We start from the raw sequence: 15,784 nt of genomic DNA, 5'->3' as shown, positions 1-15,784 counted from the left end.
TATGAACTTTCGATCTGCAATTTTCAAAGCATTCGTCGTACTGCCTTGCACCATTTTCGCGAACGAGGCCTCGGCGCAGTCAGGCCTTCAGCCCGTTCAGTCCGTGCTCCAGACACTGATCAGCGTTCTCACTGGTCCGATTGCATCCATGCTCGCGATTCTCGCGGTCATCAGCTGTGGTTTTCTGGCTTGGTCCGGGCGCTTTACCTGGGGTATCGCCGGATCGGTGATCATGGGCATCGTGCTCGTCTTCGGCTCGACGCAGATTGTTGCCTTTTTCCAGACTGCGCTGGGCAACTAGTTCATGGCCGAGGATGCGCCCGACCTGACACCCCTGGTCAAAGCCTTGACCAGCGCACCAACCATGTTCGGCGTGCCCTACATGTACGCCATGTTCAACATGGTCGTGACTGCGGTTGTCTTTCTGGCGACCAAGAGCCTGTTCACTCTGTTTCTGATCCTTCCCATTCACAGCTTCGGTTATTTTCTGACGCTCCGGGACAAGCAGATTTTCAATATTCTGCGGGTCAAGGGCGCACCGCAGTCCAAGGCGTTGTGGGGTGTGAAGAGCTATGCGCCGGGAGATCGGGCATGATGTCCCCGCTTGTGCGCAAGGAGATGCGCTTCGGCTCCCAGGCCAAAAGGGAACGTTCCGTTGCCGCGCACGTCCCCTACGCCCGACATGTGGACGACACCGTGTTGCGAACCAAAGATGGATTGCTGCTGAGTGTCATCAAGCTGGACGGGTTTTGTTTCGAAACGGCCGACATGGCACAGATCAACGGCAAGCTCGAGGGGCGCAATACGATCCTTCGTTCGCTGGGCAGCAGCCGCTATGCGGTCTACGGACACATGATACGGCGGCGGCTGCAACCGAAGCTCGGTGGAGAATTCGACAATGAGTTCGCTGCTGAACTCAACCGCCGGTATATGAAGCAGCTCGAAGAGCGGCGCATGTTCGTCAATGACATGTACATCACGATTGTGCGCAGGCCGCTACGCGGCCAGGTTGGGCTCATCGACAATCTCATTCGAAGCGTCTTCGCCGGTCGCGGCACCAAGGATCATGCGAAGGGCGCGCGGCAGGGCGAAGCGGAGGAACTACGCGAACTGCACGACGCCGTTCTCGGCGTGCGTGAGGTTCTGCAGGACTATCAGGCCCGCATTCTCGGAATTCGGCAGCCGGAGCCGCACAATTACTTTTCGGAGCCGCTGGAGTTTCTGGTGCAGATACTCAATGGGTTAGAGCCTGTCGCCATGCGATTGCCGCGCATGCCGCTCGACGGCGCGCTGGCAATGAAGCGGCTGCATTTCGGACGCAATGCGATCGAGTTCGTCGGCGCGACGCCGCCACAGGATTCCCGTCTTGGCGCGATGCTTTCGGTGCGTGAATATCCGTCGTACACAGGCCCTCTCCTCCTGGACGGGTTGCTGAAAGTGCCGCACGAGTTCGTCGTCAGCCAGAGTTTTTCCATCATCGACAAGCCCGTTGCGCAAAATCAGATGGAGCGGGTCTACCGGCAAGTCTCCATGGCCGATGAAGCGGGATCCATAGTCGGAAGCCAGCTTGCAAGCGCCCGCGATGAACTCTTGAGCTCACGTTCCATCTATGGGGAACATCATCTGTCCGTGATGTGCCTCGGCGACGACAAACCGGAACTCGACCAGTGCATCCGCTCCGTCGGCGCGACGCTCACCGATCAATCGATCATCCATGTGCGCGAGGATCTGAATTGCGAGGCTGCATTCTGGGCGCAATTGCCCGGCAATTTCTCCTACATCGCCCGTTCGGCTATGATCTCGTCGAAGAACTTTGCGGGGTTTCTCTCGTTACATAATTTTCCCAGCGGCCAGCAGAAAGGCACGCACTGGGGTACCCCGATTTCCTTGCTCGAGACCACCAGCCAAAGCGCATACTTCTTTAACTTTCACGTTCGTGATCTTGGCAATTTCACCATGATCGGGCCGTCAGGTTCGGGGAAGACCGTAGCGCTGTCCTTTCTTATGGCGCAATCGCAGCGCGTAAAACCCAGGCCGCGCTGCATCTTCTTTGACAAGGATCGCGGCGGCGAAATATTCATTCGCGCGCTCGGTGGCAATTATGAGGTGCTGCAACCGGGTTCCCCAACGGGATTCAATCCCCTTTCGCTACCAGATGTACCAGGCAATCGCGAATTTCTGTTTCAGCTGTTCTCGCTCATGCTTCGCCGCCCGGACGGTCTGCCTCTGCCCGCCAGCGAGGAGGGAGTTATCCGCGCCGCAATCAGCCAGATCATGTCGACAGCGCTGGAGGGGCGTTCGCTGCCGTCCTTTGCCACCCTGCTGCGCGGTCGAATCCGAGCGGGTGACGATGACCTTCTGGCACGGTTCGACAAATGGCTGCAGCCGAATCAACTCGGCTGGCTTTTCAACAATCCGCAGGATCGCTTCACATGGTCGGACGTTTGCGGATTTGACATGACGAAGATTCTCGACGACCCCCTCACCCGCAGCGCTGCGCTCATGTACGTTTTCCATAGGCTGGATGAATTGCTCGATGGCAGCCCAATTCTGATCTTTCTGGATGAAGGCTGGCGGCTCCTGGAAGATCCGGTCTTTGCCACCTTCATCCGCGACAAGATGAAGACGATCCGCAAGTTCAACGGCATTATCGGCTTCGGCACCCAGAGCGCATCGGACATCGTAAACTCACAGATTGCCAATACGCTCATCGAGCAGAGCGCGACGCATATGTTCTTTCCCAACCCGCGCGCCGATTTGCAGAGCCATGGCGCGGGGCTAGGTCTTTCATCGCGCGAGGTCGAATGGATCAAGACGACTGACCCGGCAAGTCGATCCTTCCTGATCAAGCACGGTCAGGAATCGGTGATTGCGAGACTTCGTCTCAACGGCATGGACGATCTCCTCAAGATATTGTCCGGCCGCGCCGAGACAATCCAGGAATTGACCGCCTTGCGTGAAAAGCTGGGTGATGATCCCAAACAATGGTTGCCGGTATTTCGCGGGCAAGGAGAGAAATTGTGAGAGTCCTTCCCGTTGGCGCAGCGCTTTTCGCCGCTGCCTTGTGTGCGGCGTGCGTGGGCGGCCATAAACTGAAGACGCCTTGCGATTTGCCCGCATCGGCTTCGTCCTATGCTGCTCCGGATTGCGGGCCGCTTCGGCCCGTCAACGGCGCGTTCGACGTCATCAATCAGCCGCCATCGCAATCGGGAGTATCCAGTGGACGGAGCTAATTCCATCGCCGCACTGTCGGGAAACATCGACAGCCTGGGTACGAATTTTACGGCTGCGACATATGGCGTCTTTGCCTACTATCTCACACCCGTCATGGCCGGGCTATTTACGCTTTACCTGATCTTTTGGGGGTTCCGGTTCTGGCAGGGACGCGGTGAAACGCTCGTCGGCATGGTGTTCAAGCTCGTCCGTATCGCGATCATCTTCTCGCTCGTCACAGCTTGGGGACCTTTTCAGGTCGCACTCTACGGACTTCTCACGAACGCGCCTTATATGGTGAGTTCCGTCATGCTCAATCATATCGTCAATCCGCGCAGCGGCAAGGCCATGGGAATTGGCACGCTCGCGGCGGACCTCAACGCCATCTACGGTTTCGCACTGACGGCGTCGGCCAAGATCGAACAGGCTGCGCTTGCGTCAGTCGCCCCGCTCCCGCAACCGGTTCCGGAGGAAGGCAGCCCGCCAAACCCGGCACAATCTAACGCGAATGTACGAACAAAAAGCCCCGCGGACAATCCGTTGACGGTCTCCTTGAGTTCGTCGGTGCAGGCAGCAATCATCTGGGTCGCGGCAGCCTTGTTTGTTGGCTACGCGGTTTCTCTCCTGCTGTTTGCGAAAATCGCATTGTGGGTCATGTTAGCGCTCGCCCCGTTCTTCATCATGTTGTTGATGTTCCAGATACCATCCCGATACTTTTCCGGCTGGCTGACGGGCACGATCCAGATAATCCTCGTACCAATTTTTCTCGCGACCTTCCTCAGTTTCTACAATCTCGGTATCCAGGACGTGGTGAAGGCGCTGATGCTAAGCATTGCGAAGGATAGCATGCCCGCCATGAAGGATGCCGGGCCCTTCGTGCTCGTCTGCCTGGCAGGATTTTTTCTGCTCACCCAAATTGTGCCCCTCAGTGGCCGGATAGCGACGAGCAGCCAGGACTGGTTTACGAACTTCGCGTCGCAGGCGAGCAATACCAGCCGAAATATGATCAGCGCCATGGCGGCGGGTCGCGACGCGAAGAGCGCTGGCAATACGACGCTTGCATCGGCGCCGGGGCAAATCGGACAGGGGCATGCGGGTGAGACCAGCCTGCGCGAGGTTCAGGACAGAAACGCTGCGATGAACCGGCAAAGCAGAAACAGGTAGGCGATCAGGCAGCTTTCACCACTGAATTGATCAGCGCCTTTTGACGCGCGAGGCAATCTGCCAACCGAAAGCGGGTCTCGACCGTCTTGCGCGCAGCAATACGCAAGGGCAGGAAATCGTCAGGCGATCGCAGCACCCGCAGGATGGTTTCGGCCAGCGCATCACTATCGAAGAAGGGCACGAGAAGGCCATTGGTGCCGGATCGGATTATCTCCTGAACCGGCGCTGTATCGGAGCCGATTATCAAAGCGCCACATGACATCGCCTCGATGACCGACCACGAAAGGACGAAGGGATAAGTCAGATAAATATGTGCCGCCGATATCTGGTAAAGCTGGCGCAAGAGATCATGCGAGATGGCTCCCGGAAACAAAATCCTGTCGGGCGGAATATCAAGAGTTGGAAGAAGCGCCTCCTTCCATGATCCGCCCCCAGGAGGCGCAGTTCCATAACTGACGCCTTCGCCCCCGACGAATACGAACAGCGCGTCTCGATTCTCATGTATGACCTTTGCGGCGGCTGCGAGTGCCTGAGGAAAGCCGCGATAGGGTTCGAGATCTCGGGCAACGAAGGTGATGATCGGTGGATCGCCGGCCTTTAGTACACGGCCGTCGGGCAGTTTCAGTGATGCATTGCGGTCGGGGCGAAATCTTTGCGTGTCCACGCCCTCATGACAGACGGCGATCCTGCTCTGGGCTGATGGCGGGTAGAGGCTCTTCTGCCAGCGCGTGGGGCTGATCCCGCCGTCGATCGCTTCCAGCGAGAGAAGCTGCGCAACGTTGCGCAGCCGCAATCGCTTGCGCGTTTCCAAATCCGGAATATCCTCCGGCGCGAATCCCACGTCCGCACCTTCTGCTTTGTAGAAGAATTCACAATATCCGATCGCCGGTACTTGCGGCAGAACGTCCTTGACGAACATCATACTGCCCCAGCCGATGTGGCCGATCACAATGTCGGGTCGTTGGCCATGTCGCACCATCGCATCAAAGGTTTCGGCGACACGATGTCCAATGCGGACATGGTGATCGGGAATACCAAGGTGCCTGGCCATAGTTGTATGGGCCCGGGGTCCCGGCTCCACTCTGTGCAAGATGACGCGGACCGACGGGATGCGCCGGTCCACCGTTTCGCAAACAAGGCTGACATCATGTCCGTTTGCCGCAAGATGCTCGGCCAAAGCTGCGAACTGGCCGAAGCCACGCCTGTGAACAAAGGCCACATGCATGGGTTCAAGCCTTCTCGGGATTCATCAATTCACTGTTCGAACAGGAATCAAATGCCATAGCGTGCGGCATTTCCCCAAACCAGTTCGAGCCTGTGCAGAGTCTGAAACGCAATTTCGAGATTTCGGAGATCATCAGCATCCCTGGCGAGAACACGATTATATGCCCCGCCAGCATCACGCAAATTGGCGCAAAGCTGCTCGCCCTTTTCCGTCAACCGGATTCGGGCAGACCGCTTGTCCCGTTGGGATGCGACCCTGTCGATGTAACCGCCGTCGGCAAGCTGTTTCAGATAGTATGAGATATTCGACCCGACATAGTGTCCGCGGTCGAGGAGTTCTCCTACAGAAAGTTCGACGTCGCCGATGGCCATCAGCACCATCGCCTGCGCCGGGCCGACGTCTTCAACCCCCAGTTTTGTCATCTCTGTTCTGAGCAGACTCGCGAATCGACGATTTACCCTCTCAATCATTCGAGCTAATTCGAAATGGGTCACGACCACCGTATGAACCGGATGTCTATGTCCCTGTTTTTCTGCGGTAATCTCAGGAAAATCAGCGGCGTGATATCCATCAAAAGATGTTTCGACTTCCACTCCTTCGTGCAGAAGTTTCTGTATCATCTGTATCTCCATGGTCATTTTACTTCAAAATTTGAAGTAAGTTGCGAGTATGTTTCAGGTTCTCCTTCGCTTTTTCCCCACCATATAAACTTTTTTCTGTCACATTCTGCACAGTATTACTTTACTAGTCTCTGGCCTTAGACCAAGGTCGTAGGGGCTAACTGGCAGCTGTGTCATTTCCAAGGCAATTTACACATGAATGATACTCGTCAAATCGATACAAATGGCAAGAGCAATGTTGCAAAAAAAGCGACCGCGCGAGGCGTGCCGACGCCGGAATCGCTTCTTTTCAAAGCGCGCCGGGTATTTTTGTCAGGCCTCCTATACGCCGTATTGCTTAGTTTCTGTATCAGCCTTTTGCAACTTACGGTACCCTTATACATGTTGCAGGTGCATGACAGGGTTCTGAACAGCCGCAGCACCGACACATTGGTTATGCTCACGGTGCTGGCGGTGGGCGCATTGCTGGTCTACGGTATCCTGGAGTTCATTCGCGCGCTCTCTTTTCAAGCCATGGGAAGCGCGCTGGTGCGCCGGCTAAATTTGCCCGTCCTGACGGCTGCAATCCAGGCGTCGGTGGACCAAGGCCTGCCGAAAGCAACCCAGTCGCTTCGCGATCTTACCGAATTGCGTACGTTTCTGACCTCGTCGGCCGTGAGCGCCCCCCTCGATGCCGCCTGGTCGCCGGTTTTTCTCACCGTGCTTTTCCTGCTGCACCCGGTTTTCGGCATTATCGGCGTTGTTGGTGTGATCATCCTTGTTTGTTGCGGAGTGATCACTGATCTCTTGACCCGCAGTCTGCTCAAGGATGCCAATCGGGCCAATATCGAAGCGATTTCTAAGATCGGAGCAACGCTGCGGCATGCCGAGGCGATCGAGGCGATGGGAATGTTGCCTGCGTTGGCGAGGCGATGGCGCGGTCTTCAGATGAATGCGCTGGAACTGCTCGATTTAGGTGGTACCCGCAGCCGTGCCATGGCGTCGATAGCGCGCACACTGCGATTCATGATCCAGGTTGCGACGCTCGGCGCCGGAACCCTGCTTGCCATGCAACAGGAGATATCTCCCGGGGCGATGATCGCCACCAGTATTATCGTCGGCCGTCTCCTGATGCCCTTCGACCATGTCGTCGAAACCTGGCGTCAGTGGGTGAGCGCAGTTGGCAACTGGCAGCGCATCCAGGCTTTGCTTGCGCAAAATCTGGCCGTGCGCCAGACGATGCCCACACCGAGGCCCCATGGCGACCTGATCATCGACCGGCTGGTCTACGCAGCTCCGGGTGTGGAAATGCCGATTATCAAAGGCATCTCCTTCAGCCTGTCGCCGGGCGAAGTTCTCGGAATCGTCGGGCCTTCCGCCGCCGGCAAGTCGACATTGGCGCGGCTCATGATCGGCATCGTCAAGCCGACCTCGGGCGGTGTGTTTCTCGATGGCAACAATGTCTATCTATGGGAGCGCGGTTCGTTTGGCGAGATTGCCGGTTATCTGCCGCAGTCAGTGGCACTCCTCGAAGGTACGATACAGGATAATATCGCACGCATGGGCGACAGCGACCCGCACCGGGTGCTGGAGGCAGCGCGTCTTGCAGATGTGCATGAGATGATCGGTCGTCTGCCGCTTGGTTATGATACACAGGTGGGCGACGGGAAGTTGACGCTTTCCGGGGGGCAGCGCCAACGGATCGGTCTTGCCCGATGCCTTTATAACCGCCCTCGCCTGATTGTTCTCGATGAGCCAAATGCCAATCTCGACGCGGTCGGCGAGCGGGCGCTGATGCGTGCGATCGAACAGGCCCGGGACGATGGAGCCATCGTGGTGATGATCGCCCATCGGCCGACGATCATGCAAGTGGCGGACAAATTGCTCGTTTTGGAAGATGGGCGGATCACCCAATTTGGTCCACGCACCGACGTCGTTTCGTCAATCACTCCGTCCGGTCCGAAGGTGGGAGCAACAGCATCATGACCGGCGAGAGAAATTCACTGAAACCTTCCCCTCATTTGCTGGCACCACGCGCCGCCGCGGCGGGCGACTATCTGCCTACCGGGTTTGGGGCGGTTCGGCCGGAATGGGTGACGGACCTCGAACAGGAGGATGGACGATCGCCCCTGCGCAAGCTGATCATCGCGGGTGCCTCGACGGTCCTTATCGCATTCGGAGGGTTTTTCGGATGGGCCTATTCGGCTGAGCTCGGTAGCGCTGCCGTTTCACTTGGGACGGTGATCGTTGATTCGAAGAGAAAGACCGTGAGCCATCTGGAGGGCGGGATTCTGGACCGCCTGCTGGTTCAGGAGGGGGATGAGGTAAAAGTCGGCCAACCACTCGTGCGGCTCGACGACACCAGGGCGCGGTCCGAACTGCAATCCCTGCAAAGCCGCCGGGTTGGTCTGATCGCAAAACTGGCGCGGCTTCGTACCGAGCAGGCAGGAGCAACGGAAATCGCCTTTCCGAAAAGCTTCGGGGAAATGGGCGACATCTCGGCCGAGAGTGCCATGAAGGCAGAAGAAATCTTCTTCGACAAGCGATACGCCCAGAAAATGAGCCGCATCGAGATACAGAAGAAGACTATCGAGCAATATACCGAGCAGGCGAAATCATCGGACGCCCAAATCGCAGCGACGGACCGGCAGATCGAACTCATAACCGAACAACGGGAGGCGATTGCCGGCCTTGTGAAGAAGGGCTTCGCGCAAAAGTCGAAGTTGACGGAGATCGACACGAGATTGAGCGAACTAGCCGGAACTCGCGGTGAATATGCGGGGGACAAGGCGAAGGCCGAACAGGCCAAGGCAGGCGCCGAGTTTTCGCTCCTCGGCATCGAAAGCGATTTGCAGTCGGAAATTGCTGGAGAAATCACCACGAGCCAGGTCGAATTGGCCGATACGGAAGAACGCATCGTCGCGGCCAAGGATGTGATGCGGCGCGTGGAGATACGATCTCCGCAGGCCGGAATCGTCGCCAATATCCGTTTGCGTACACCTGGCGGCGTGGTGGCGGCTGGCGAGGCCATACTCGACATCGTACCCGAGAACGAGCCCCTCGTCGTAGAGATGAAAATCAGCCCGCGCGATATCGACGGCGTTGCAGTCAGTTCACCAGTGCAGGTTCGCCTGACCGCCTATAACCAGCGTTCGTTGTCGCCCCTTGATGGCAAGGTTACGTATGTGGCCGCCGATCAGGTCATCGATGAAAAAAATGACACGGCCTACTTCGTTGCACGTGCGGAAATCGCTCCGCAATCGCTGGCATCGAATCCGTCGATCAAGCTCTACCCGGGGATGCCGGCAGAAGTGCTGATCGTGCATAAGCCCCGCAAGGCGATAGAGTATCTGATTTCCCCGATATCCGACAGCTTCAACCGTGCTTTCAGGGAGGATTGATCGAGTTTGGGGCCGCACTGCACAATAATGCGAGATATTTGGAATTTTGAAGTAATTTACCTGCAATATAAAACCATTAAGAAAGTACTTTTCTTTTAAAACCCAATTATATGATCTTAATATAAATGTCACAATACATGCACGTAATAATTTTTTACTATGGATTGCCAGATTTATATTCTTAGTCTAGGTTGCATTTCGATTTGGTGCAGCGCACAATCGGTAAGGCATCAATCGTCGGAACTTTCCGGCAATTTGTAGACTCAAAGCAGGACAGAAGGAGAAGCAGATGGCCACTTTAGAAGGCGGCGCCTACGACGACGTTTTGTTTGGCTCGCGTTTTGACGACTTCATCCACGCCAATGGCGGTGACGATGTCGTTTTTGGCTCGAACGGAAATGATTCGATATTTGGTGATGACGGCGACGACCTGTTGTTCGGCGGCAATGGAAATGATTCCATTTTCGGCGGCGCTGGAACAGATATCCTGTTCGGCGACAATGGGAACGACGTACTGAGCGGGAACGACGGGAATGACGTTCTCTTCGGTGGTCGCGGCGACGACGTTCTTACCGGCGGTGCCGGTTCAGACGTCTTGTTTGGCGACTCCGGCAACGATGTTCTTACCGGTGGTGCCGGCAATGACGCTCTCTTCGGCGGTGCCGGCGACGACACGCTCATCGGCGGTGCAGGCAGTGACGTATTCCTGTTCACCGGTGGCGGGGGCAATGACCTCGTACTGGACTTTACTCCTGGTGAAGACGTCCTTCAGATATCCAATGGTATCAACGGGCAGGACATCCATTCGGCTGACGACCTTGCGTCTCGTATCACCCAGGTTGGCGACAATGTCGTCGTCGATCTCGGTCATGGAGATTCCGTCACCCTCGTGGGCGTCGATGCCGACGATGTCACGACAAACCCAGGCGACTATTTCGTCGTTCATTGATAGCAAACCAAGGCGTGCCCTGCCCTCCGGCCGGGCGCGCTTTTTCTTTTCGACCTGGATGAAAGGGCAATTTGTTGAACCTCGAGCATTCGACGGATATTGCAGGGGACACCGGGAGTGTTTCGGTCTCGCGTCTCTGTGCGGATGTCGCCGTCCTGATATGGGATCTGCCGGCTTCCATGCGGGCTCCAACGAAATGCACGTTCGAGGCGGCTGAATCGCTCGTCCCGCTGATCAGCCTCAATCTTTCGCTCGCGACAGGTGGACAGCGTTTTCTTTGGGCAATTCGCACCAGGGACAAGCCCACCAGCGTCACTATTTCGGCAGGTGCGCTCGGGCCGACGGAAAAGGTCATCCTCTATCCAGCGATCGATCTCGACAGTTTCGATGTGGACCGCGCCCTCGATGGCCTCCCGGTAGCCGGACACATCAAGCTCCTGAATAATATGTTGGGCACGTGGCGCAGCGCCTTTCGCCTTTCGCAAAACCAGATATTTTCCATCGTCATTCGCGAACTTGTGCTGGCCCTGACGCCGGAACCGCGGCAGGTGCGGGATTGCGGCCAGCCTGTCGAGGGGCAGCATCTGATGGAAACCGCGCTCGACCCGGAGCTCGGCGATGTCACCGCGATCTACGCTATCAGCAGCAATTCCGTCATCGCACTTCCGACGAAACTCGTTACCGGCGCACGGACCAGGAAGGGTTGGCTGCCGTGCCATCTCCTTGTGGAATCACCGCGCCCCTTTCCGCCGTCGTTTCACCTCGTCTTTTCGGGAAAAAACGGTCTTGCCGTGCGCAGGTTTGCTGGCAGCGAGGGGCAAGTCGACTTCCCGAACTGGTGGGCAAAGCGGCACAATGACGTGGAACTGCGTGAGTTCCTGGTGCGCCAGCTTGCACAGATTCCCGGACCCGGTCATGCCACGGCAATTGACCTGCAGATGCGCGCGCCATTGCCTGTTCGCCAGATTGCAAAGTCAGCAACTCAGCCCGCCGCCGAGATCGATCTTGCACTCGCGCTGGACGGCGGCCTGCTTGTGGGTGGCTGGACTCACGACAACGCGGCAAGGCTTTCGCGTATCGAATACCTTTCCGAGGATGGAAGCGTCTTGCCGCTCCAACCCAATTTCTACAAGTTCCCCGGCAAGACGGGTGAGCGGGAGGACGGCCTTGGAGCCGATGTAACCGGCTTTGTTGCCTGGCTGCCGCAGCCCAAAAATCTCGGTCCCTTGCTGCAGCCGCGCTTCCAGATGCGCCTCGTCTCGTGCGCAACCTCGTTGCTTGTGCCGCCCATGCAGCCTTTTGAACCCTCGGCTCAACGCAACCGCATTTTACGTGCGGTTCCGCCGCAGCATGCGCGAAGCGACGTGTTCGAAAACATCCTTGCGCCGGCTCTGAAAGAGGTCGAACAGAAGCTTGGTCATACGGTGCGGATCGCGGATATCAAGGAATATGGGGCGGGACCGTCTGCGCCTTTGGTATCAATCGTGATTCCCCTTTATCGCAATCTCGACTTTCTACGTTTCCAGCTGTCCGCCATGGCAACCGATCCATGGCTTGTGAAGAATGCAGAAGTGATTTTCGTGCTCGATTCGCCTGAAATTCAGGATGACACGGAGCATATGCTCGGCGGGTTGCACGTACTCCACGACCTGCCGATGAAGCTCGCTACCATGAACCGCAACAGCGGATATGCCCGCGCGTGCAACGCAGGTGCGAGCCTCGCGTCGGGCACTATCCTGGTGATGCTGAATTCAGACGTGGTTCCCTGCTCGCCAGGTTGGCTGGACAAATTGACCCGGCCCTTGTTTGAGCAGAAGAAGCTGGGTGCGATTGGACCGAAATTGCTCTTCGAGGATGGTTCCCTGCAACATGCGGGCTTGTACTTTGCCCGGGATCAGCGTGGTGTCTGGCTTAACCACCACTTCTACAAGGGAATGCCTGGAAATTACTCGCCGGCTCAGATCGCCCGCACGGTACCCGGCGTGACAGGTGCCTGCCTCGTTACCCGCAAGGATATCTATGATCTCGTCGGTGGCTTCACCGAGGACTATGTCATTGGAGACTACGAGGATAGCGACCTTTGCCTGAAGATCCGGCAGATCGGTTTCCAGGTCGCTTATGAGCCGAACGTTGCCCTCTATCACTTCGAGCGCCGGTCCATCCGGCGCAGCCGCGACTACATGCGAGGTCTCGCAAGCCAGTATAATTCGTGGCTTCATACGAAGCGCTGGGACGACGACATTGCCGAATTGATGACAACCTATCTCGATGAAGCGGTAGCCGATCAAGTGGATGACGGCACCGTCACGTCCTTCGTCAAGGAAAAATCTGAAAGGAGCGCCGCTTGACCGAGGTTATTGCACTCAAGACAGCCTTTACGGAGCCTGCCCCCACGTTTGATAATGATCACGTCGAGTGGTTGATGGAAGCGGTGCTGGCGAACCGTTTCCTGCCCTGCCCCGATCCGGACAGTATTTTCGTTGGTGACGGCAATTTCCGGGCAGTGGGCGCAGAGTTTCTCGGTCATTTCATTCGCAAGGGTGGCTTGAAGCCGGAGAGCCGGGTGCTCGACATCGGTTGCGGTATCGGACGCATGGCTGTCCCGCTGACCCAGTATATCGACTTTGCCAAGGGCAGCTATCGCGGCATCGATCCTGTCGCGGGCGGCATCAACTGGTGCCGGCAAATGATCTCGCCGGTCTACTCAAACTTCGAATTCAACCATCTGGATATTGCTCACTCGCTCTATAATCCGAAGGGGGCAATCGACGGGCTCGAACTCGTCCTGCCTTATGAAGACCGGCAATTCGATTTTATCATCATGACGTCCGTCGTCACCCATTTACCGGACGAAGAGGTGAGCGCCTACCTGCGCGAGGTGGAACGGGTGCTTGCGCCGGGAGGCCGTCTCTTCATGACGTGCTTTGTCGTCGATCAGGTCGCGGCCGACAATCCACTGAAAAAGCGTGACGCGCGGCTGGGATTTCAGCGTTATGACGAAGGCCCCTGCTGGTTCGTTCCGGAGTTGCCGCCGCTGGCCGCGGTGGGGTTCGATGATGGATTTCTCGAAGGTGCGCTGCTGCGAGCCGGTTTGTCCGTCATGACCAAGTCGTTTGGTCATTGGCGCGGCATTCCCTCGGATCACTACCAGGATCTCTTTGTTGCGGAACTCCAAGGGGACAGGCGATGACACCGCGTGTCCTCGTTGCTGCACATAACCATCCTGCCCTGCACCCTGGCGGTACGGAAATATTCGCTCACGATCTATTCCGCGCTTATCAGCGTGCTGGTTGCGAGGCGCTGTTCCTCGGCGCGACCAATCATATTCACCGTGAGGCCCGGCCGGGAACCAGCTTTCAGAGCATCGGCTCGAAGGGCGACGAGATTCTCCTGTGGTCGGGGCATTTCGACCGGTTCTTCATGAGCCAGGTCGATCTCTACGGCATCGTGCCCGACATCGTGGAACTTCTGCGTGACTTCCGGCCCGACGTCGTCCATTTGCATCATCTCCTGCTCTTGGGCGCGGAGTTTCCACATATCGTACGCCGCACGCTGCCCGAATGCCGGATAGTCATGACGCTGCACGATTACTATCCAATCTGCCACCATGATGGCTTGATGGTACGCACGGCAAACAAGGAACTTTGCTACGGTGCAAGTCCCGACCGATGCCACAGTTGTTTCAAGGACATCGCACTCGACAAGTTCGTTCTGCGCGAGCGCCATCTCAAGTCACTCATGAGCACTATCGATGGGTATGTATCGCCAAGCGAATTCCTCAAACAGCGCTATGTCGACTGGGGTATCTCCGAAGATTTGATCAGCGTAATTCCCAATGGCCAGCCCCCGCGTAATCCGGTGAGAAGACCGCCCTCCGTGCAGCGCACCACGCCCATCTTCGGCTATTTTGGCAATCTCAATCCATGGAAGGGTACAACGGTCCTGCTCGAAGCGGCCAAGCAGCTGATTTCAAAGGGTTTCGACTTTGAATTGCGCGTGCACGGCGCTGCTCCGTTCCAGAGCGAAAGCTTCGTTTCAGACATCGATCGTCTGTTTGCCGAGACATCGCCGAATGTTCAGCGGCGAGGTGCCTACCGGCGTGAAGACATCGCAGATCTGATGAGCACTGTCGATTGCGCTATCATGCCCTCGATCTGGTGGGAAAACGCGCCGCTGGTGATCCAGGAGGCTCAAGGTCAGAACTGCCCGGTGATAACAAGCAATATCGGTGGAATGGCCGAGATGGTGGAGGACGGCGTCAACGGCTTGACAGTTCCTCCAAACGACCCCACGGCGCTGGCGGCCGCCATGCGACAGATGGCTGAAGATGCTGACTTGCGGCAGATTCTTGCTTTGGGAGCACGCCACCCCGACACTATCGACACCACGGCAGCGCGCTATCTGGCTTTGATAGAAAGATTGCGACCGGTTCATGTCGAAGCAGCCTGAGGGGTCCACCATGTCAATCGTCTCAAACGGATCGGCACAGACTGCAGTTCAGCCGGGCGCTGTTCCGCAACAGGATAATACGCAGGTTAAACGGGTGGAGCCGACGAAGGGGCGCGTGGACGCAATCGACGATGGTCGCCTGTTCGGTTGGGCGTTCGACCCGGCAGCGCCTGCCAAACGGCTGACCATACGCGTACTTCTTGATGGCAAGCCCATCGCTGAAGCGGTTGCCGACAAAGACCGGCCGGATCTGAAGCGCTCCGGTATCGGTGACGGTGCCCACGCATTCGATGTGATGTTGCCGCAATTCGCTGCACTGAGAGCGGGCGAACTGGTCGTCGTTGCCATAAATGGCGCAGGTGTTGAACAGGCCCTGCGGGTTCCAAAGCCCGACGAACAGGCCGCTGAAGCATTGATCGCGGCCCCGATGACCCGCATCCTCGACAAGCTGGATATGCTTATGGCGGCCCAGCGGCAACTTCAGGTCAATCAGCGATCGTTGCAGAGGATCACTCCGGTTATCGATGCAACGGGCAATGCTGCTGTCGACGCTGCCGATGTGAGCAATTCCATCGAGAACCTGCGCAGTGACGTTAACCAGCGCCTGACGGAACTTGACGTTCACCTCATGCGCATGGACGGGGTGGTGGCGGGCATGGAAAAGCGCATGGAGTCGCTGCAAAAGCGGTCCGGTGGCGACGTCAAGCCCTTGGTATTGCTTCTGTTCGTGCTCGTTGGGTTCGCTGCCGGTTCTATCCTGTCAATGTCAGTCATGCCTTGACCA

13 protein-coding genes are annotated in these 15,784 nt (G+C 57.2%); 11 read left to right on the top strand and 2 right to left on the bottom strand.

The window, feature by feature from the left end; all coding sequences use genetic code 11:
• Window position 1 precedes the first annotated feature (1 nt).
• The 4 genes from CU100_RS22900 (at window position 2) to CU100_RS22885 (ending at window position 4,377) form a co-directional block, all read left to right on the top strand.
• Window positions 2-301 (top strand): TrbC/VirB2 family protein, encoded by a 300-nt coding sequence (locus CU100_RS22900; RefSeq protein WP_106718939.1) that lies wholly within the window; start codon window positions 2-4, stop codon window positions 299-301.
• Between the two features lie 3 nt (window positions 302-304).
• Window positions 305-595 carry a type IV secretion system protein VirB3 gene (locus tag CU100_RS22895; protein ID WP_106718938.1) on the top strand — a complete coding sequence of 97 codons (291 nt, stop codon included), beginning with the start codon at window positions 305-307 and terminating at the stop codon, window positions 593-595.
• The gene (locus tag CU100_RS22890) at window positions 592-3,024 is read left to right on the top strand and encodes a VirB4 family type IV secretion system protein (RefSeq protein WP_106718937.1); all 2,433 of its coding nucleotides are present in this window, start codon (window positions 592-594) and stop codon (window positions 3,022-3,024) included. Before CU100_RS22895 ends, CU100_RS22890 begins: the two co-directional genes overlap by 4 nt.
• 195 nt (window positions 3,025-3,219) lie before the next feature.
• Window positions 3,220-4,377: a type IV secretion system protein gene (locus CU100_RS22885; protein WP_170113936.1), complete on the top strand. Its 1,158-nt coding sequence runs from the start codon at window positions 3,220-3,222 to the stop codon at window positions 4,375-4,377.
• Between the two features lie 4 nt (window positions 4,378-4,381).
• On the opposite strand, the gene CU100_RS22880 is transcribed toward CU100_RS22885, so the two are convergent.
• The gene (locus CU100_RS22880; RefSeq protein ID WP_106718935.1) at window positions 4,382-5,602 is read right to left on the bottom strand and encodes a glycosyltransferase family 4 protein; all 1,221 of its coding nucleotides are present in this window, start codon (window positions 5,600-5,602) and stop codon (window positions 4,382-4,384) included.
• A gap of 47 nt (window positions 5,603-5,649) precedes the next feature.
• The gene (locus CU100_RS22875; protein ID WP_106718989.1) at window positions 5,650-6,219 is read right to left on the bottom strand and encodes a MarR family transcriptional regulator; all 570 of its coding nucleotides are present in this window, start codon (window positions 6,217-6,219) and stop codon (window positions 5,650-5,652) included.
• A 198-nt stretch (window positions 6,220-6,417) separates the two neighbouring features.
• On the opposite strand from CU100_RS22875, the gene CU100_RS22870 reads away from it, so the two are divergent.
• The 7 genes from CU100_RS22870 (at window position 6,418) to CU100_RS22840 (ending at window position 15,781) form a co-directional block, all read left to right on the top strand.
• Window positions 6,418-8,187 (top strand): type I secretion system permease/ATPase, encoded by a 1,770-nt coding sequence (locus tag CU100_RS22870; protein ID WP_106718934.1) that lies wholly within the window; start codon window positions 6,418-6,420, stop codon window positions 8,185-8,187.
• Complete coding sequence (locus tag CU100_RS22865) at window positions 8,184-9,602, top strand: HlyD family type I secretion periplasmic adaptor subunit (RefSeq protein ID WP_106718933.1); 1,419 nt, start codon at window positions 8,184-8,186, stop codon at window positions 9,600-9,602. Before CU100_RS22870 ends, CU100_RS22865 begins: the two co-directional genes overlap by 4 nt.
• 289 nt (window positions 9,603-9,891) lie before the next feature.
• A complete protein-coding gene (locus CU100_RS22860; RefSeq protein WP_106718932.1) occupies window positions 9,892-10,551 on the top strand; it encodes a calcium-binding protein in 660 nt (219 codons plus the stop codon).
• Window positions 10,552-10,625: 74 nt separating this feature from the next.
• Entirely contained in the window at window positions 10,626-12,899 is a 2,274-nt protein-coding gene (locus CU100_RS22855; protein WP_106718988.1) for a glycosyltransferase family 2 protein, read from the top strand.
• Entirely contained in the window at window positions 12,896-13,741 is an 846-nt protein-coding gene (locus CU100_RS22850) for a class I SAM-dependent methyltransferase (RefSeq protein ID WP_106718931.1), read from the top strand. Before CU100_RS22855 ends, CU100_RS22850 begins: the two co-directional genes overlap by 4 nt.
• Window positions 13,738-15,000, top strand: a complete 1,263-nt coding sequence (locus tag CU100_RS22845; RefSeq protein ID WP_106718930.1) for a glycosyltransferase family 4 protein — start codon at window positions 13,738-13,740, stop codon at window positions 14,998-15,000. Before CU100_RS22850 ends, CU100_RS22845 begins: the two co-directional genes overlap by 4 nt.
• A 10-nt stretch (window positions 15,001-15,010) precedes the next feature.
• A complete protein-coding gene (locus CU100_RS22840; RefSeq protein ID WP_106718929.1) occupies window positions 15,011-15,781 on the top strand; it encodes a hypothetical protein in 771 nt (256 codons plus the stop codon).
• Window positions 15,782-15,784 lie beyond the last annotated feature (3 nt).

Source organism: Phyllobacterium endophyticum, assembly GCF_003010935.1.
GTDB lineage: Bacteria > Pseudomonadota > Alphaproteobacteria > Rhizobiales > Rhizobiaceae > Phyllobacterium > Phyllobacterium endophyticum.
The sequence above is the reverse complement of the archived record's forward strand: the minus strand, read 5'-3'. Positions and strand labels throughout refer to the sequence as shown.